The sequence below is a fragment of the Roseibium sp. FZY0029 genome (assembly GCF_036350355.1).
GTDB lineage: Bacteria > Pseudomonadota > Alphaproteobacteria > Rhizobiales > Stappiaceae > Roseibium.
The window spans coordinates 19,227-36,231 of sequence record NZ_JAZDVZ010000002.1; the positions used below are offsets into that span (position 1 = coordinate 19,227).

General features: G+C 58.5%; 18 protein-coding genes. 12 read left to right on the forward strand and 6 right to left on the reverse strand.

The features are described 5' to 3' along the window. The first annotated feature begins 46 nt into the window (after positions 1-46). Positions 47-517: a hypothetical protein gene (locus V1T76_RS04535; protein WP_330559438.1), complete on the forward strand. Its 471-nt coding sequence runs from the start codon at positions 47-49 to the stop codon at positions 515-517. A gap of 163 nt (positions 518-680) precedes the next feature. Continuing rightward, entirely contained in the window at positions 681-992 is a 312-nt protein-coding gene (locus tag V1T76_RS04540) for a hypothetical protein (RefSeq protein ID WP_330559439.1), read from the forward strand. Positions 993-1,111: 119 nt separating this feature from the next. On the opposite strand, the gene V1T76_RS04545 is transcribed toward V1T76_RS04540, so the two are convergent. Then, positions 1,112-2,644: an acyl-CoA carboxylase subunit beta gene (locus tag V1T76_RS04545; protein WP_330559440.1), complete on the reverse strand. Its 1,533-nt coding sequence runs from the start codon at positions 2,642-2,644 to the stop codon at positions 1,112-1,114. Positions 2,645-2,964: 320 nt separating this feature from the next. Here V1T76_RS04545 and V1T76_RS04550 point away from each other — a divergent pair, with 320 nt between their 5' ends. The 7 genes from V1T76_RS04550 (at position 2,965) to V1T76_RS04580 (ending at position 10,401) form a co-directional block, all read left to right on the forward strand. Further along, positions 2,965-3,915, forward strand: a complete 951-nt coding sequence (locus V1T76_RS04550) for an OmpA family protein (RefSeq protein WP_330559441.1) — start codon at positions 2,965-2,967, stop codon at positions 3,913-3,915. A 469-nt stretch (positions 3,916-4,384) separates the two neighbouring features. Beyond that, entirely contained in the window at positions 4,385-5,809 is a 1,425-nt protein-coding gene (locus V1T76_RS04555) for a circularly permuted type 2 ATP-grasp protein (RefSeq protein ID WP_330559443.1), read from the forward strand. Between the two features lie 9 nt (positions 5,810-5,818). Next, the gene (locus tag V1T76_RS04560; RefSeq protein WP_330559444.1) at positions 5,819-6,769 is read left to right on the forward strand and encodes an alpha-E domain-containing protein; all 951 of its coding nucleotides are present in this window, start codon (positions 5,819-5,821) and stop codon (positions 6,767-6,769) included. A 28-nt stretch (positions 6,770-6,797) separates the two neighbouring features. Further along, the gene (locus V1T76_RS04565) at positions 6,798-7,622 is read left to right on the forward strand and encodes a transglutaminase family protein (RefSeq protein ID WP_330559445.1); all 825 of its coding nucleotides are present in this window, start codon (positions 6,798-6,800) and stop codon (positions 7,620-7,622) included. 130 nt (positions 7,623-7,752) lie between these two features. Next, a complete protein-coding gene (locus V1T76_RS04570; protein WP_330559446.1) occupies positions 7,753-8,484 on the forward strand; it encodes a proteasome-type protease in 732 nt (243 codons plus the stop codon). A gap of 77 nt (positions 8,485-8,561) precedes the next feature. Continuing rightward, positions 8,562-9,986, forward strand: a complete 1,425-nt coding sequence (mgtE, locus tag V1T76_RS04575) for a magnesium transporter (protein ID WP_330559447.1) — start codon at positions 8,562-8,564, stop codon at positions 9,984-9,986. A gap of 103 nt (positions 9,987-10,089) precedes the next feature. Beyond that, entirely contained in the window at positions 10,090-10,401 is a 312-nt protein-coding gene (locus V1T76_RS04580; protein WP_330559448.1) for a GIY-YIG nuclease family protein, read from the forward strand. Positions 10,402-10,479: 78 nt separating this feature from the next. Here V1T76_RS04580 and V1T76_RS04585 read toward each other — a convergent pair whose 3' ends face one another. After that, positions 10,480-11,253, reverse strand: a complete 774-nt coding sequence (locus V1T76_RS04585) for an ATP12 family chaperone protein (protein WP_330559449.1) — start codon at positions 11,251-11,253, stop codon at positions 10,480-10,482. Beyond that, complete coding sequence (locus V1T76_RS04590; protein ID WP_330559450.1) at positions 11,253-11,933, reverse strand: HAD-IA family hydrolase; 681 nt, start codon at positions 11,931-11,933, stop codon at positions 11,253-11,255. Before V1T76_RS04590 ends, V1T76_RS04585 begins: the two co-directional genes overlap by 1 nt. 476 nt (positions 11,934-12,409) lie before the next feature. Here V1T76_RS04590 and V1T76_RS04595 point away from each other — a divergent pair, with 476 nt between their 5' ends. The 3 genes from V1T76_RS04595 (at position 12,410) to V1T76_RS04605 (ending at position 14,532) form a co-directional block, all read left to right on the forward strand. Continuing rightward, positions 12,410-13,618 (forward strand): DUF2778 domain-containing protein, encoded by a 1,209-nt coding sequence (locus V1T76_RS04595; protein WP_330559451.1) that lies wholly within the window; start codon positions 12,410-12,412, stop codon positions 13,616-13,618. 163 nt (positions 13,619-13,781) lie between these two features. Beyond that, positions 13,782-13,952: a hypothetical protein gene (locus tag V1T76_RS04600; RefSeq protein ID WP_330559452.1), complete on the forward strand. Its 171-nt coding sequence runs from the start codon at positions 13,782-13,784 to the stop codon at positions 13,950-13,952. 46 nt (positions 13,953-13,998) lie between these two features. Next, positions 13,999-14,532, forward strand: coding sequence for an AAA family ATPase (locus tag V1T76_RS04605; protein WP_330559453.1), 534 nt, complete (start codon positions 13,999-14,001; stop codon positions 14,530-14,532). Here V1T76_RS04605 and V1T76_RS04610 read toward each other — a convergent pair. The 3 genes from V1T76_RS04610 to V1T76_RS04620 form a co-directional block, all read right to left on the reverse strand. Next, complete coding sequence (locus V1T76_RS04610) at positions 14,529-15,548, reverse strand: RluA family pseudouridine synthase (protein WP_330559454.1); 1,020 nt, start codon at positions 15,546-15,548, stop codon at positions 14,529-14,531. The two genes, V1T76_RS04605 and V1T76_RS04610, sit on opposite strands and share 4 nt — an antisense overlap. A gap of 123 nt (positions 15,549-15,671) precedes the next feature. Continuing rightward, positions 15,672-16,055, reverse strand: coding sequence for a fluoride efflux transporter CrcB (gene crcB / locus V1T76_RS04615; RefSeq protein WP_006936415.1), 384 nt, complete (start codon positions 16,053-16,055; stop codon positions 15,672-15,674). Positions 16,056-16,196: 141 nt separating this feature from the next. After that, positions 16,197-16,985 carry a sterol desaturase family protein gene (locus V1T76_RS04620; RefSeq protein WP_330559455.1) on the reverse strand — a complete coding sequence of 263 codons (789 nt, stop codon included), beginning with the start codon at positions 16,983-16,985 and terminating at the stop codon, positions 16,197-16,199. Between the last annotated feature and the right edge of the window lie 20 nt (positions 16,986-17,005).

Consider the following 17,005-nt stretch of genomic DNA (forward strand, 5'->3'; position numbering starts at 1 on the left):
CTGAAACCTGTAATTTTCGTCGGTGACAAATTACGGAAACGGCTCGATGCGGATCGCTCTACTTTCATTCGTATTCCTGACCCTGGCCGCGCCTTTTCAGGCAACCGCCGCCGATCACGGCAAATGGCACACGGACACCGCCCACGGTTACGAGCGCTACTGGACCGAAAGCTCGACAGGAGCGCGGTTCACGATCTGGTGCCCTCCGAACCACGCCATCAAGAACACGCTCATCGGCGTGCGCATCAAGGGCCGCAGGCCGGACCCCGGCACCACGGTTCTGATCGAGCTGGATCACAAGCTGATAAAGTTTAGAGCGGGAGACGACGGCTTCATCTACAATGACTGCCCTGCCTGCTCCGACAACATGACCTATTTCTGGCACCGGCTGCGCTCCGCGGTGAAATTCGCCGTGCAGCTGGAAGACAGACGCTACTCCGGCTTCTCGCTGAACGGCGTCCGGGAAACCATGTCGGGATCCGTCTGCTCCAGACAGATCGCCCAGAACACCCGGTAAGCGCCAACAAAGGCGCGATTGACGGAAATTATGTGCTCGCAATCACAATTGCGCCCCGCTGCATGGTGCACACTGTAGCCATCACCCAACTTCCGGACGGTTCTGCTAAGCTGAGAAGGCAAAGCATCCCGTCCCGGAGGCGATGGCACGTCAGGAGACCTTCATGCGGAAACTGTTTCTTTGCGCAGCAGCGCTCGCCCTCCCCGGCCTGGTCGTCTCGACCGCAGCCGAGGCTCGTCCGGATCTTCGCAAGATGACCTGCGCCCAGGCGCAGAACATGGTGCGTCAGCACGGTGCGGTGGTCTTCACCACGGGCCAGTACACCTATTCGATGTTTGTCTCGAACCTCAGTTACTGCGATCGCAACCAGGTTCTGTTCACGCAATATGGCCCAACGCGCGACACGCCGCGCTGTCCGGTTGCGTTCGAATGCAAGGAACCGCTGTTTCCGCGTGGTCTGTCCCGCTGGGATTGACCCTCGCGACATGAAACAGGCCGGAAAATCCGGCCTGGTACACGCTTTCATGCCATTGCTTTGTCCCAGCGTTCAGTGTCCCGGAACCCAAGCGAATGATTACAAGCCGGCTCTATTGGCTAGAGCGGAATATTGTCATGCTTTTTCCACGGCATGTCGGCCTGCTTCGATCTGAGCAGCGCAAGCGCCTTGGAGACACGCCTGCGCGTGGAATGCGGACGAATGACATCGTCGATATACCCGCGTTCTGCTGCAACAAACGGATTGGCGAACCGGTCTTCGTAATCCTTCGTCCGCCTGGCGATCTTGTCCTTGTCGGCAAGTTCCGACCTGTAGAGGATTTCGACAGCTCCCTTGGCGCCCATGACCGCGATTTCCGCGGACGGCCATGCATAATTGATGTCGCCGCGAATATGTTTCGAGCTCATCACGTCATACGCGCCGCCATAGGCCTTGCGGGTGATCACGGTGATTTTCGGCACGGTTGCTTCCGCGTAGGCAAACAGGAGCTTGGCGCCGTGCTTGATCAGGCCGCCATATTCCTGCGACGTGCCCGGCAGGAAGCCAGGAACGTCGACAAAGGTCACGATGGGGATACCAAAACAATCGCAGAAACGGACAAAGCGGGCGGCCTTGCGGCTGGCATCGGAATCGAGCACGCCAGCAAGAACCATTGGCTGGTTGGCAACGATGCCGACGGTGCGGCCTTCGATCCGGCCAAAACCGGTGATGATATTGCCTGCGAAACTGCTCTGAATCTCGAAGAAGTCGCCCTCGTCCACCGTCTTCAGGACAAGTTCCTTCATGTCGTACGGCTTGTTCGGATTGTCCGGTATGAGCGTATCGAGACTGGTGTCTATCCTGTCCGGGTCGTCGTAGTTCGTGAGCTCCGGCAGGTCTGCGCGATTGTTCATCGGCAAGTAATCGATCAGCCTTCGCATTTCCTGCAAGGCTTCGACATCATTGTCGAAAGCGCCGTCCGCAATGGACGATTTGGTGGTGTGGATCGACGCGCCACCAAGTTCCTCGGCCGTGACCGTTTCATTGGTCACCGTCTTCACCACGTCCGGCCCGGTCACGAACATGTACGACGTGTCACGCACCATGAAAATGAAGTCCGTCATGGCTGGCGAGTAAACATCACCGCCCGCGCAAGGCCCCATGATCAGCGATATCTGCGGAATAACGCCGGACGCCAGAACGTTGCGCTGGAACACTTCGCCGTAGCCGCCAAGTGCCGCCACCCCTTCCTGAATACGGGCACCACCCGCATCGAACAGACCGATGATCGGCGCACGGTTCTGCAGGGCCATGTCCTGAAGCTTGGTGATCTTTTCCGCATGCGTTTCCGAAAGAGACCCGCCGAAGACCGTGAAGTCCTTGGAGAACACATAAACGGTCCGACCGTTGACCGTTCCCCAGCCGGTAATCACACCATCGCCCGGAATATGCTGCTCTTCCATGCCGAAGTCGGTGCAGCGATGCTGCTTGAACATGTCGAACTCTTCGAACGACCCTTCGTCCAGCAGAATTTCGATCCGTTCGCGTGCTGTGAGCTTGCCCTTGGCATGCTGCGCATCGATCCGGCGTTGTCCACCGCCGAGCCGCGCCGTTTCGCGGCGTTGTTCCAATTCGGCCAGAACTTCTTTCATCCGGTCCTCCCAAAACTTGAGCTTGGTTCACGCCGTAGCATGATCCCCCTGCAGAGCCTAGTCAGCACATGGGCTTATGGGGAAACTACGCTCCGTCAACCTTCCCGGCAAATCGTGCTGAAAGACCGGACGCAGCACGCCGCTAAAATGGCAGGCAAGTCTGCAATTGCCCGCTTTACCCGCCGCACCCTTTTCCCTAGCGTCACCGCAAGAAGGAACAGGTCAAGACCGCCTTGCCCCATGCCTTTTGCTGAAGTCCCAAAGCATCGGCATGACACGAGGTTTCAGTTTCAGAACGTTTTTCATAATGGAGTCTATTGATGTCAGGAAATTTCGTCGTTGATCACCGTGATGGCGTCATCACGCTTGCACGCCTGCAATATTTCGACGTTAGCCAGGCGAACCTCAAGGAAGAGCACAAGAATTGGCTTCGGAGAAACGTTGTCCCGCTGCTGAAGGGCAACGGCAGCATCAGCATCGTCGGGCTTTCCAGCCGCAGCGGCAAGGCAGCTTTCAACAAGGCCCTGTCGATGAAGCGGGCCAATGCCGTGAAGTCGTTCCTGGAAGAATGCCTTCTGTCCAGCTTCCCGTTCGATCTGGTCGACGGGCTTGGCGAATCCCTGGCGGAGGAAATGGGCCAGGAAGACGGCGTTGAAGACGGGCAGTTCCGTGCTGTCATGATTTACGTGCACTCCCTGCCGACACCACCCAATCCCAAGGTCATCAAAACACCGAAGAAGATGAAACCAAAACCAAAGGCAGCATCCACCTTGTGGGTCGGCATTGGGGAAAGCCATTCGGGCGATCTGGTGGCCGTTGGACGATACAACTGGAATGGGCGCATCTACCGCGCCAGCGCCGACGACAACGGCTATGTGGACTATGTCGACCTCATGGCTGATGGCTGGAAAATCGGCGGCGGCCTTGGCGGCAGCGTCGGCGGCATTGTCATCGTGGCCCATGGGGTCAAGACGGCCAGCGAACTCAACAAGAAGGGTGAATGGTCCGATTGGGATCTCGATCTGGCGATTGCCGGCAAGCTGGGAGACGTTCTCAAAGGGATCAAGGGCATCGGCAAGATCATCAATACGATGGAGAAATACGAGGAGCTCAGCCATGCCGCGATCGAACTCACCAAAAACAAGGGGTTCGTCAAGAAAGGCCTCTACACGATTCCGATGCTCGGGGTCGGCGCGGGCCTGCACGTCTGGACAGGACGAAAATACGGCGACGTTTCGGTGATGTCGGTCGGCAGAACGCTGATGCGCTAACCCGCGCTTTCCCGCTTTCAAGGCTTACCAACGGAAGCTGGCAAATCAGGCTGCCGGTGTGTGTTTGCCAAACTGCACACGAACTGTGCGTGAAGTGCTGGAACACCTCATGATACAGCCCCGGCGGAGCGACATCGACGCTCCGCCGGGCTTGATCGCAGAAGGTTGAACGCTTGCGAGTCGACGCCTCAAAAGACCTGATCGGGCTGGCAATTTGGACGCTGAAACGGACATTTCAGCCAGTCATTTCGAAGAAGTTTACTGTCTCGAACCTTGCCGAACACCACTGATACTGCGCATTCGGGTAGTCGAAAAAAATATATTCAACTTGAGGGAACCTTAGGATATTTCGACGGATTTCAGCTTCCTGCCTAATTTGTGAGCAGTGGCGCCGCGACATTGAACTTTGACACCTTTCAGAATTTTGCCATGATTGCCCAAGAACGAAGCATCGGCAAAAGGGGAGGCAATGTCGGACGAACGCACTTTCTTCAATGAAATGCTCGACGAGGCTAACAAGCCACGACAGCCATATGCCCGGCTCGCCAAATGGCTGGAAGACAAGCCAGCCAACTTTCTGACCAAGAAGGGCCGCGACGCCGAAACGATCTTCCGCAGACTCGGCATCACATTTGCCGTCTACGGTACGGAAGAAGCAACCGAGCGGCTGATACCGTTCGACCCCATCCCGCGCATCATCTCTGCCTCGGAGTGGCGACGCCTGTCCGCCGGTATCGACCAGCGGGTGCGTGCCCTGAATGCCTTCCTTCACGACATCTACCATCGCCAGGAAATCCTCCGCGCTGGCAGGATACCGGCTGATCTCGTGCTGCAGAACGAAGCGTTCCTGCCGGAAATGGCCGGGTTCACCCCCGCCCGCAAGGTCTATGCCCATATCATCGGCACAGATCTGGTGAGGGTGTCGGAAAACGAATTCTACGTTCTGGAAGACAACACCCGCACCCCGTCAGGCGTCTCCTACATGATGGAAAACCGGGAGACGATGATGCGTCTCTTCCCCGAGCTCTTCCAGAGCCACCGGGTTGCCGCCGTGGAGCAATACCCCGAGAACCTGCTGCAAACGCTGGAAAGCGTCGCGCCGGATCCCTCCAAGTCTTCCCAGACAATCGTGGTCCTGACCCCCGGCATCTACAATTCCGCCTATTTCGAACATGCCTTCCTGGCAGACTCCATGGGCGTTGAACTGGTGGAAGGCCGCGACCTGTTCGTTGATGCCGGCCACGTTTTCATGCGCACCACGCGTGAACCGAAGCAGGTCGACGTCATTTACCGGCGCATCGACGATGCCTTCCTGGATCCGCTGACCTTCAACCCGGGCAGCATGCTCGGGGTGCCGGGCCTGTTTGATGCCTATCGTGCCGGCAACGTCACGATCTGTAATGCACCGGGCACGGGGATTGCCGACGACAAGGCGATCTACGCCTATGTTCCGGACATCATCGAGTTCTATACCGGTCAGAAACCGATCTTGAACAACGTTCCCACCTGGAACTGCTCACGGCCGGATGACCTTGCCTATGTGCTGGACAATCTTGAGGAAATCGTCGTCAAGGAAGTCCACGGCTCGGGTGGCTACGGCATGCTGATCGGACCGACCGCCTCCAAGCGCGAGATCGCCGAATTCCGCAAGGTGTTGGAAACCAATCCTTCCAACTATATTGCCCAGCCGACCCTTGCACTGTCGGCCTGCCCGACGCACGTCGCCTCGGGTGTTGCCCCGCGCCACGTCGATCTGCGCCCCTATGTGCTGATCGGTGATCAGGTCCGCATCACTCCCGGTGGCCTGACACGGGTTGCCCTCAAGAAAGGCTCGCTTGTCGTCAACTCCAGCCAGGGTGGCGGCACAAAAGACACCTGGGTACTTGAGGACTGAGAGAACCAGATGCTCGGAAGAACCGCCTCTTCGCTGTTTTGGATGTCGCGCTACCACGAGCGTGCCCAGAATGTTTCCCGTCTCCTGGAGGTCGCCTGCCGCGGCGCCATTATCTCCCATTCCGGGCAGGAGGACGGGACTCACTGGACCTTTGCCCTCGCCTGTTCGGACTGTGAAGCCGGGTTCAAGCAGAAATATGAAGAACTGAACGCCCGCAACATGGCGTCTCATATGATCTTCTCCAAGGATAACCCTTCGAGTGTGCGCAGTTCACTGGAGCTTGCCAGGAACAATGCCCGTGCCGTTCGCACCGGCATCACTGCGGAACTCTGGGAAGCCATCAACACGACCTGGATCGAGTTCACCGATGTGAGCCCGCAGTCCATTACCCAGGAAAAGCTGCCTGATTTTCTGTCCTGGATAAATCAGCGCGCACATCTCTTCCGTGGCGCCTTGCTGAACACAATTCTCCGCGACGATGGCTATTTTTTCAGCCAGATGGGCAATTTCGTGGAGCGCTCGGACAACACGGCCCGCATCCTAGACACCTATTACTGGACCTTGCTGCCGGACAGCGACATCATCGATGACGGATCGCTTGAACACTATCAGTGGTCCGCAATCCTTCGGGCCTTGTCAGGACGGAGAAGTTACCGGTTCGCGTATCCGAATGCGCGGCTGAAGGCCTTCAACATTGCTGAATTTCTGATCTTGCGGACGGAAATGCCCCGGTCCCTTGCCCATTGCTACGACTGGATGGCCGACACCGCTGAAGATCTGGCCCAGTTCTATGGCTCACGCGAACCGAGCCTGGACATGGCGGCGGACATGGCAAGAGACCTGGCCGAAAAACAGATGCACGAGATCTATCAGCAGGGGCTACATGACTTCCTCTCTGATTTCATCAGCAAGAACAACCTGTTCGCCCATCAGCTTTGCGAAGACTACAATTTCGCCTGACCCTGGAACCCCGCAGAATCGGTGCAGCATGCGACTGACAGTCAGACACACGACCCGATACCGCTACGAGGCGCCGCTCGCCAATGCCATGCAGCAATTGCGCCTGACACCCGAGGATGGCCCGAGCCAGAGAGTCGTCGAATGGTCCATCGATGCCCCCGGCATCGAACGGGCGACCACCTACAAGGACGCGTTCGGCAACCAGGTGCATATGGTCTCGCGCAGCGAACCGATCGAGGATGTCGAGATCACGGCCAGCGGCATTGTCGAGACGACCGACACCAACGGCATTCTCGGTCACGAACCAGATGCCGGCATCCCTCCGCGTATTTACACCCGGGTCACGCCGCTCACCCAGTCGAACCAGGCCATCCGCAGACTGGCAGCCAATGCGGAAGGCCATGACAAGATCGCCGGCTTTCACGCCCTGATGCATGCGATCCGGGACAAGGTCGACTACAAGGTCGGCGTCACCGAAACCCATGCACCGGCCACCGCGGTTCTGGCCGCCGGAGAAGGCGTGTGCCAGGATCACGCGCATATCTTCATCGCCGCTGCACGCTCCATCGGCGTTCCGGCGAGATACGTTTCAGGCTACCTGCTGCTGGAAGACGAACAGGCCTCCGAAGCCCATCATGCCTGGGCCGAAGTGATGATTAACGGTCTCGGCTGGACCGGATTCGACATATCCAACGCAATGTGTCCGACTGATCGCTATATCCGCTTGACGGTGGGCCTGGATTCCCGTTCTGCTGCCCCTATTAGGGGGATCCGTTTTGGCGGGCTTGAGGAAAATCTGCATGTTGAGGTCGACGTCGCCCAGGCTGCGCTTCAGCAACAACAGCAGCAGTAATTGTTCTCTCCAGGTGCCGTACCGGCTCCCCCAGGACAAAGACGTTTAAGGGCAGCCTGCGCCCTGCCGAGAATTGCCTTCACCCCGAAGGCACCGGTAACAGGTCAAGGCGCAGTCTGAGGGCTTGGGAATGACTTATTGCGTTGGCTTGAAACTGGATCGCGGACTGGTGTTTGCCGCGGACACGCGTACCAACGCCGGTGTCGACAACATCGCCACTTTTAAAAAACTCCACGTGTGGGAAGAGCCTGGCGAGCGGGTGATCACGCTGCTTTCAGCCGGTAACCTCGCCGTCACACAAGCCGTCGTCTCGCTGCTCAGTGAACATATCACCTCGGCGGAAAACGACCGGGCGACGTTGATGACGGCAAGAACCATGTTCCAGGTCGCCAGACTTGTGGGCAGCGCCGTTCGTGAAGTCAAGGCAATCGACGGCGAAGCGCTCGCAACCAGCGCGGAAAATTTCTTTGTCACCTTCATTCTGGGCGGCCAGATCAAGGGCGAGGAACCGCGCATGTTCCAGGTCTATGCAGCCGGCAACTTCATTGAGGTCGGCGAAGACACGCCCTATCTGCAGATCGGCGAACACAAATACGGCAAACCGATCCTCGACCGGGTCACACGGGCGGACATGCGCCTCGGCGAAGCGGCGAAACTGGTACTCCTGTCGTTCGACAGCACATTGCGGTCAAACCTGTCCGTCGGCATGCCCATCGACATGCTGCTCTACAACACCGACAGTTTTTCGACCGATCGCCAGGTACGCATTCAGCAGGATGACGAATATTTTCAAAATCTGTCGCGGGGCTGGTCTGACAAGTTGCGGCAGGCCTTTGCCGATATTGAGGAATTTGAAGTCTGAGCCGGAAGGCAACTGTCAGCCTGACGTCACAAAGCATCAGTAGAAGCGGACCGGACCTTTCCGGAAAGTGAGTATTCATGAGCAATTCCAGCGATTCCGCCGAGCTTGACCCCACCGTATGGACCAGGGAGCCGGCCAACGAACCGCTGGAAGCCAATGATGATGCGCTGAGGGCTGTCCGCGACATGATCAAGGCGGGGCAGCGTACGCAACTGGTTGAACTGCTCAAGCGCTGGGACCCGGTCGACGTCATGCAGTTGCTGACGCGGCTCCGGCTGAAACAGGCCCGCAAGCTGTTTCAGTGGCTGCCCGCCAACCCGTCGATCAAGGTGATTGCCGAACTGCGTCCGGAATACCGGTCCATCCTGATGGAAGAATCCACGCTGGAGCAGTTCCGCGATATCCTTGCCGGTCTGGATCCGGAAGACGCCACTGAAATTCTCAATGAGTTTCCGGACGATGTCGCCGACGAACTGATCGCGCGCCTCCCGGACGTGGAAGACATTGCCACGCGCGGTTCCTATGCGGACGACACCGCCGGCCGCGTCATGGCGCGCAAGTTCGTTGCCCTGCCCGAAACCTGCACTGCCGGCGAGGCTGTCGCGCAGATGCGTGCGGAAGCCAGCCGCATCCGCAAGGTCTTTACTGTTTATGTGACCGATGCCGATGGCAAGCTGACCGGCACGGTGGAAGTGGGCAAACTTCTGCTCGCCCCGGCAGATGCACCGTTGTCCAGCTTCATGAACCGGGACGTTATTGCCGTTTCCACCGACACCGATCAGGAAGAAGTTCTGCGGCTGGCCAGAAAACGCGATATGCGCACGGTGCCGGTCGTCAGTGGCGATGGTCACCTGATCGGGCGGATCACCCCGAAGCAACTGACGCGTATTGCCTCGGACGAGGCCAACGAAGACATGCTGCTGATGAGCGGCGTATCGGGCGAATCCCGCTCGGACGACACAGTTCTGCGTATCGTGCGCGGCCGCCTCCCCTGGCTGCTCGCCGGTCTGGTGGGCGCGAGTGTCGCCGCAACGGTGGTCGGTTCTTACGAGGATCAGCTTGCCGAAGCTGCCATTCTGGCAGCGTTCATTCCCGTTACCATGTCCATGGCTGGAAACGCCGGCCTTCAGGCCTCGGCCGTGGCCGTTCAAGGCATTGCGACCGGAGCCTTGTGGTCCGGTGACATCTTCTATCGCCTGCTGAAAGAACTGGTGGCGGCGCTCTTCAACGGAGCTATCGCAGGCACCATTCTCGGCTGTCTCGTGCTGGTGGCATCCCTGGTCGTCCCGCTGGAAAACCCCATCCACCTCGCAATTGCTACCTCGCTGTCACTGCTCTGCGTCACAACGCTCGCCGCCATGGTCGGCGCCACGGTGCCCATTCTTCTCGACAAGATCGGCATCGACCCCGCCATGGCCATCGGCGTCTTCATAACTTCCTCCAACGACGTCCTCGGCGTGCTCATCTTCTTCCTGATGGCAACGACGTTCTATCTGGGGTGAGACGGGGAAGATTATTTGCCCGCGACTATGCGGTTTCCTGGGTCCCCGCTTTCGCGGGGATGACACCTATATTAGCCTAGCGCATTCATTTCCGGATTTATGAATGCGAAGCCACTTCTATTTCACCTACATCCTTGCAAGCGGTCCTGGCGGAACACTTTATGTCGGTGTCACCAACGATCTAGTTCGCAGAACAATGCAACACCGGGAAGGTGTGGCAAGCAACTTCACGCGCAAGTACAAGGTTCACCGTCTGGTCTATTTCGAAGCCAATACCGATGTGGAAATTGCGATCAGAAGGGAAAAGAACTTGAAGAAGTGGAATAGGGCCTGGAAAATTCAACTGATCTCGAAGTTGAACCCCGACTGGCACGATCTGCTCCTGGGACTCTTGACCGCAGAAAACCAGAATTAATGTGTCATCCCCGCAAAAGCGGGGACCCAGGACACTTCATCGCTCGACACCTTGAAACGTTTAACAGCGAAAACGTTATTACCCTTCCCTCAGGATCAGCACCGCCGCGTCGAATTCCTTGCGCTTGTAGGCTCTGACGAGGGCAGCTTCCGCGTCTTCGCCCCAGCGTTCGATGTTGAAGTCTTCTTCGACATGCGCCGCTGTCCAGGCGGTGTCAGCGTCGAGGTAGTCTTCCATGAGACCAAGCGCCAGAAGGGCGGACCCTGTCAGGCTGGTGATCGTGTGGAGAGCTGCAAGGCGCATCGGGGTCAGGTTTGAGAGCTTCGCGCGATAAGCGAAAAGCAACGGTTCCGGCTGGGCTGCGTGGATGACGCCTTCGATCAGAACGAAACGGCCGCCGAGCAGACCGCCGGCCCAATCCACCACAGGGTTCCAAAGGCGGCTTTGGGTATCTATCAGGCTCTGAGGGGTGTCGGCCCGGTAACACAGCGCATCGTTTCCGGCAAACCGGGTGATATCGTCGGCCACTTCGTCGAACCGCACACTCACTGCATCAAGCGCTGAATTGGAAATCCGCGTCAGCGGCATGCTGGCCGGGTTGATTTCCTTCTCCTGCGCCTGCCACTCGGCTGCGACAGCCTTCGCAAGAGCTTCGCTCGGCAGCAGCAAGGCGGCCTTGCCCGGGGTCTTGACCGGTCTGCCGTCCAGGTGGATTGCAAATCCGCCGTCCGCGGGAACATGTGCAACGTCCTTGTAGAAACGCTTCGGAAGTTCACGGCGCGAAAGCTCGCGCGCACGCTGTTCCGGATCCTTGTCCGCATCTTCCTGCAAGGTTTCAAGAAAATCGCGCATCACATTGTTTCCTTGTCGAAATCCAGAAGATCACCGAGCGCATTGTCCAGCTCGGCATAGGTCTGAATGATCCTGTCCGCACCGTCGGACGTCAGCCGATCCCGGTCATGATAGCCCCAGGAAACGCCCAGGGCACGTGTCCCGGCAGCCTTGGCCATTGCCATGTCGAAGCCCGTATCGCCGATCATGATCGTGCGAGACTTGTCCGCTCCCGTTTCCGCCATTGCCCTGAGAACCATGTCCGGATGCGGTTTGGAAGGCGATGTGTCAGCCGTCTGAATGGTAACGAAGCGACCGTGCAGATCCTGGGTATCCAGCATGTGCTTGACGCCGCGCATCGCCTTGCCGGTGGCGATTCCAAGCAGGATGTCGTCACGTGCATGCAGTCTTTCAATGGCCTCGCGCGCTCCCGGGTAAAGCGGGTCCAGGTCCAGCCCTTCCTTCCTGCGGGACACCTTCGCCTCTTTGTATGCACCCGACATGACCGGTATCTTGTCGCTGTGCTCAGGCCCGACGAGATCCAGAAAGGCTTCGTCCAGCGAGCGCCCGACAATCGACAGTGCCGTTTCGCGGTCCGGCATGGGCAGGCCCACGGCTTCGAAGCCGACTTGCAGCCCCTGCAAGATGGTTTGCTGACTGTCGACCAGCGTGCCGTCGACGTCGAAAATAATCAGATACATGGGCATCCTGTGCCAAGCGAACGGAAGTCCGCCCGCATGTGCCGGGTTTTCACCCGGGGGTCAAGAGCGCATTTGGCACCGAGCCGGATTGCAAGATCCGACGACATCTACGTCATGGATTGGTAATTTCAACACCAGGCAAAGACTTCCACATTCTGCGGCAAATTGACGTTCAATCTTTGGATATCGTTCAATTTGGAAAACTGCCCGAAAAATGCCTCTTTAAAGTGGTTAGCGGTCTCATGGCCGCTTGCTCATTCGTCGTAAAGGTCTTGGTTACCATGATCGACGATACTGCAGCAGGCGGGTGGGCATGAACGTTTGGGGCAAGTTTGTCACCAAAGGATACGGATTTGGAGCGCGGTCGAATACGGCCGGCGTAAAAGAGTGGTTTTGTCTGAATGCTTCAGAAGAAACAAAAGGCCGGCCTGAAGGGTCAAACAGCACCCCGGAAGACCAGCCGGACTTTTTACACGATGCTCGCGGGGGCAACTTTGGTGATAGCCGGTCTGGCCGGAACCGCCACCTACCTCGGAACCTCGATCTCCCCGTCTCATTTTGCCGCCAATGGCACGGTGTCACAGGATAAATTGACGCTTGCGCAGGCTGCCCCTGCCGCAGCTTCTCTGGGCCTCGCACCGATCGCGCTGACGCCCAAAAAGCAGGAATCTTCCAAAACGGTGACCGCGCTTGCTGCGGAAAAGGCAGCCGCAGAGGCTGCGGCAATTGCCGAAAAGGCAGAGGCCGCCCTGAAGGCGGAAGCGGCAGGTCTCGAAGCCGAAGCAAAGAAGGCTGCCAAGGTTGCCCTTGCTGCCAAACTCGCCCGGCTGAAGCTTACTCAAACTCTGCTGGCTCGCCAGGTAGCCGCCCAATCGACGAGCGTCGCGGCACTTGATGACACAGCACCTCAGGAAACCGCCCCCGATATCGCGGTCGCAGCCTTGCAGGGCGTCGGCACTGCCGCAGAAGCAGAGACGAATGTTGAGGCGAAACCCGAAGAGACAACGGTTGCCCTTGCAGCCGGCACCCCGGCCAAGCCGGGCGCTATTCTTCCGCCAACACCGGACATGAAACCCGAACCGCCGCGCCGCAGTGCGCCCGTGGTCGCCGAAAACCGTCCTGAAGGCAGGGAAAAGCCGGAACAGACGTCGCCCGTTCTGGCCTACGCAACGCCAGGCAATCCCGAAGAAGATGACAACGGTGTGTTCGGCGGATTGGGCAAGCTGTTCGGCAGCGCAAAGCCCGGCCTTCCCGGTGCAGGCAGCAAGATCGCCGTCTATGACATCAGCGCCGCAACCGTGCACATGCCGGACGGCACCAAGCTGGAGGCTCATTCCGGCATCGGACACCGGATGGACAATCCGAAGTTTTCGCACGTGAAGATGCTCGGCCCGACGCCGCCCAACATCTACACCTTGAGAATGCGCGAGCGGCGCTTCCATGGTGTGGAAGCCATTCGCATGCTGCCGCAGGACCGGGCTGCCATGAAAGGCCGGGACGGCATGCTGACCCACACACGCCTGCTGCGCCGATCCATCGGCTCCCATGGTTGCGTGGCATTCAAGGACTACAACAAGTTCCTCAACGCGTTCAAACGCGGCCACGTCAAGACGCTGATCGTCGTGCCATCGATGGAAAAGCTGCCGACCTACATGGCAAAACTTCAGCGCAGCACCGGCGTCTGACCTTGCAGGCCCCCGCAGGATTGGCTATGCCCTTGAGACATTCCGTTTTCAGCCGAAAGCGGGATGTCTCTTCGTTTTGGAGCCGCGTTCACAACCGCGTCTGACGGTGCAAGTCAGGCACCTGTCGATCCAGCATTGCGCCCCTGCCCGCCCGGAGCTTTTCTTGACCAAGATCATCCTTCTGCTCCTGTTTCTGATTGCCGCGATCCAGGTGATCAAGCCGCTCGGCTGGCCGGGCCTCAGGAAGCGCTCGGATGCCTGGAAGCTGGTGGCTGGCGTCGTCTGCGTGACATTCGCCTCGGTGATCCTGAGCGCTCTGTTCCAGGGCGTCTGAGGCAGTCCCCAAGTCGACAAACATTTAACAGCGAGCTGACCTTCACATGTTGCCGCCAGACAACGCCCCCACTTTGCACCTGTTCTGTGGCAAACCCGCTTCCGGCAAGTCGACCCTGGCGGACCGCTATGCCGAGCGGCCCGGCAGCATTCTCCTGCGCGAGGACCGCTGGCTGTCCGGTCTCTATGGCGACCAGATGTCGACCCTCACCGATTTCGTCCGCTGTTCTGCACTGTTGCGAAAGACGATCACACCACATGCCGTGGCGTTGCTTCAAAGCGGCCTATCTGTCGTGCTGGATTTTCACGCCAACACGAAGGAAAGCCGGCAATGGATGCTCGCCCTTGTCGAAAAGGCAGGATGCGGCCACGAACTTCATTTTCTTGACGTACCGGATGAGGTCTGCAAGACGAGGCTTCGCCAGCGCAATCTTTTCGGCGAGCATGAGTTCTCGGTCACCGAAGCAGAGTTCGACCGGATCGCTAGCCATTTTCAACCGCCCACGGAGGATGAACCCTTCAATCTGAAGATCCATTCCGCAGGCGATCAGGCGTCTGGTAAAAATGAAGGCCGCATTTAGCGCTTGTTGAGCGCGTCGTCCGGATCGTCCACTTCCGGATCATAATCCGTGGCGTCAAACCCGAGCAGGTTCCAGGTCTGCTGCATGTGCGGTGGCAACGGCGCCGAAACATCAATCGAGCCGTGGCCCGAAGGATGCGGGATAACGATACGGCGTGCGAGCAGATGCAGGCGATTCTGGATGCCGCCCGGCAGTTCCCAGTTCTCGATGTTGAAATACTTGTCATCACCGATAATCGGATGACCGATATGGGCGGCGTGGGCGCGAAGCTGATGCGTCCGGCCCGTAACCGGCTTCATGGTGACCCAGGAAAGCTTCTGACCGGATTTTTCGAAAACGGAATAGAGCGAGACCGCGTGCTGCGCCTCGTCTTCGCCCTGGCGGACAACCTGCATCCGCTCTTCGCCATCGTTTCGAGCAAGGAAGGTGGAAATGCGGCCCTGAAAGGGCTTGGGAACGCCCGCCAGGATTGCCCAGTAGATCTTGCGGGTATTGCGATGGCGAAAGGCCTTGGTGAGCTCCTGTGCGGCCTGTCGCGTGCGTGCCACCAGAATGATGCCGGAAGTCTCGCGGTCGAGGCGGTGCACCAGACGCGGCTTGTTGCCCTTGCGGTCGGTGTAGGCGTCCAGCATCCCGTCCAGATGGCGCTTGAGGCCCGAACCGCCCTGCACGGCAAGACCGGCCGGCTTGTTCAACACCATCACCTGGCTGTCTTCAAAAAGCAGCATGTCCTCGATGGCCTTGCGGTCATCGGCAATCAGCTTGCTGGACTTCGGCTTGGCGTTCTTCTTGTCGTCCGCCGGAAGCTCCACCCCAAGCGGCGGAATACGGATCATCTGCCCCTTGGCGATACGGGTGTTGGTCTCGGCGCGCTTGCCGTCGACACGGACCTGCCCGGTGCGCAGGAGTTTCTGCAGATGGCCAAAGCCCAGCCCCGGGTAATGGGACTTGAACCAACGGTCGAGGCGCATGCCCGCCTCATCGGCGGTCACTTGTTTCTGTTCAATCGCGGACATGTTTTTCTCAAATTGGGCATCCGGCCTGTCGCCGAGACGCGCATCCATCGCCCCTGCATCGAGGCGTCGGGAAAATTCGTTCCGCTGCGTATAGGCGGAATCGGCCGGAAAGGGAAGGAATTCTTAGGCAGCGACCTGACGCATCAGCATCAGACCGGCGAAAACCGCTAGAATGGACAAGACGACAGAGACGACCACGTAAATCAGGGCAAGATGCGTATCGCCGCGCTCCCACAACACGGAGGTGTCCAGCGAGAACGCGGAGAACGTCGTAAAGCCGCCAAGAAAACCGGTTGCCACGAAGTAGCGCAACGTTTGCAGGTCGGCGGTCTCATTGCGCACCAGCCAGCCGATGAAAAGCCCCATGATCAGCGATCCGACGACGTTGACCGTCAGGGTACCGACCGGAAAACCGGGACCGAAGAGCCGGAGTGTCACCAGAGACACGAGGTGCCGTCCCCCTGCGCCCAGACCGCCGCCCAGCATCACCAGAAGAAGATGTTTCAATCCAAAGCCCCGTTACTCGTTCTTCCCTGGCATTTCAAAGGCAGGGCACCGAAGGTTACGGCCCCCCTGCCTCTCAAAAACGCCAGTAGCGATTGGTCCTGCGCTCATGTCACGGCGCGTGCAGCGGGACCTGATAACACATTATTCGCCAGGAGCAGCCGGCTTTGCGGTCGCTTTCTCGCCCATCTGTTCGAACACCTTGACCTGTTCGTCATACTTCGGGTCGATGGTGCCGCAGACACGGTCCCAGAACGAGAAGAAATTGGCGAAGTTGTAGCGGAACCGTGAGTGGTGCTGGTCGTGAAAGGTAACGCAGACCATTGGTGAGGGCATGCGAGACATCGGCGATGCCCAGAACTCGAACCCGGAGTGGCCGATTGTGCCGTTGAAATGGTCCCACAGCCTGTGAACGATCAGCACCGGGATCGGGATTGGCAGAATGATCACTGCCCACAAGTAGTAGCTTTGCATGACAAAGGCATCGACCAGATCGTCGGAATAGGTGCTCCAGACCGTCGGCGCGACAGAGCGGTGATGCTCCGCATGAAAGCGGTACATCGCCTTGGTGTGCATGAACCGGTGGCCCCAGTAGAACCAGGTGTCGAAGGCCACGATGGAAACGACGAACATCAGGATTGCCGACCACCAGGTCAGTTCCAGCGGAGCAACCAGCGTCCAGCCCTTCATCGACAGGAAAATGCCTCCGGCAAGACAGCCTGCGGTCACGGTCAGCGAATAGACGCTGGCCCGGATTTCCTTCCACATGCGCTTTTCACCGCGCCGGTTCTGCTGGATACGCCGTTCCGGATGACGGTCCTGTATTTTGACCAGCACCCAGCCGGTAGCGAAATACAGAAAAACGTTCACAGCGTAGCAAGCCGCGTAAATGGGCAGGAATTCGAGCAATATTGTCAGCGCCTGATCGAGCATATCTCTTCATACATCCAGTT

Coding starts and splice junctions, on each gene's coding strand:
- V1T76_RS04535 (WP_330559438.1), top strand. CDS start 47: ATGCGGATCGCTCTACTTTCATTCGTATTCCTGACCCTGGCCGCGCCT.
- V1T76_RS04540 (WP_330559439.1), top strand. CDS start 681: ATGCGGAAACTGTTTCTTTGCGCAGCAGCGCTCGCCCTCCCCGGCCTG.
- V1T76_RS04545 (WP_330559440.1), bottom strand. CDS start 2,644: ATGAAAGAAGTTCTGGCCGAATTGGAACAACGCCGCGAAACGGCGCGG.
- V1T76_RS04550 (WP_330559441.1), top strand. CDS start 2,965: ATGTCAGGAAATTTCGTCGTTGATCACCGTGATGGCGTCATCACGCTT.
- V1T76_RS04555 (WP_330559443.1), top strand. CDS start 4,385: ATGTCGGACGAACGCACTTTCTTCAATGAAATGCTCGACGAGGCTAAC.
- V1T76_RS04560 (WP_330559444.1), top strand. CDS start 5,819: ATGCTCGGAAGAACCGCCTCTTCGCTGTTTTGGATGTCGCGCTACCAC.
- V1T76_RS04565 (WP_330559445.1), top strand. CDS start 6,798: ATGCGACTGACAGTCAGACACACGACCCGATACCGCTACGAGGCGCCG.
- V1T76_RS04570 (WP_330559446.1), top strand. CDS start 7,753: ATGACTTATTGCGTTGGCTTGAAACTGGATCGCGGACTGGTGTTTGCC.
- mgtE (WP_330559447.1), top strand. CDS start 8,562: ATGAGCAATTCCAGCGATTCCGCCGAGCTTGACCCCACCGTATGGACC.
- V1T76_RS04580 (WP_330559448.1), top strand. CDS start 10,090: ATGCGAAGCCACTTCTATTTCACCTACATCCTTGCAAGCGGTCCTGGC.
- V1T76_RS04585 (WP_330559449.1), bottom strand. CDS start 11,253: ATGCGCGATTTTCTTGAAACCTTGCAGGAAGATGCGGACAAGGATCCG.
- V1T76_RS04590 (WP_330559450.1), bottom strand. CDS start 11,933: ATGTATCTGATTATTTTCGACGTCGACGGCACGCTGGTCGACAGTCAG.
- V1T76_RS04595 (WP_330559451.1), top strand. CDS start 12,410: ATGCTCGCGGGGGCAACTTTGGTGATAGCCGGTCTGGCCGGAACCGCC.
- V1T76_RS04605 (WP_330559453.1), top strand. CDS start 13,999: ATGTTGCCGCCAGACAACGCCCCCACTTTGCACCTGTTCTGTGGCAAA.
- V1T76_RS04610 (WP_330559454.1), bottom strand. CDS start 15,548: ATGTCCGCGATTGAACAGAAACAAGTGACCGCCGATGAGGCGGGCATG.
- V1T76_RS04620 (WP_330559455.1), bottom strand. CDS start 16,985: ATGCTCGATCAGGCGCTGACAATATTGCTCGAATTCCTGCCCATTTAC.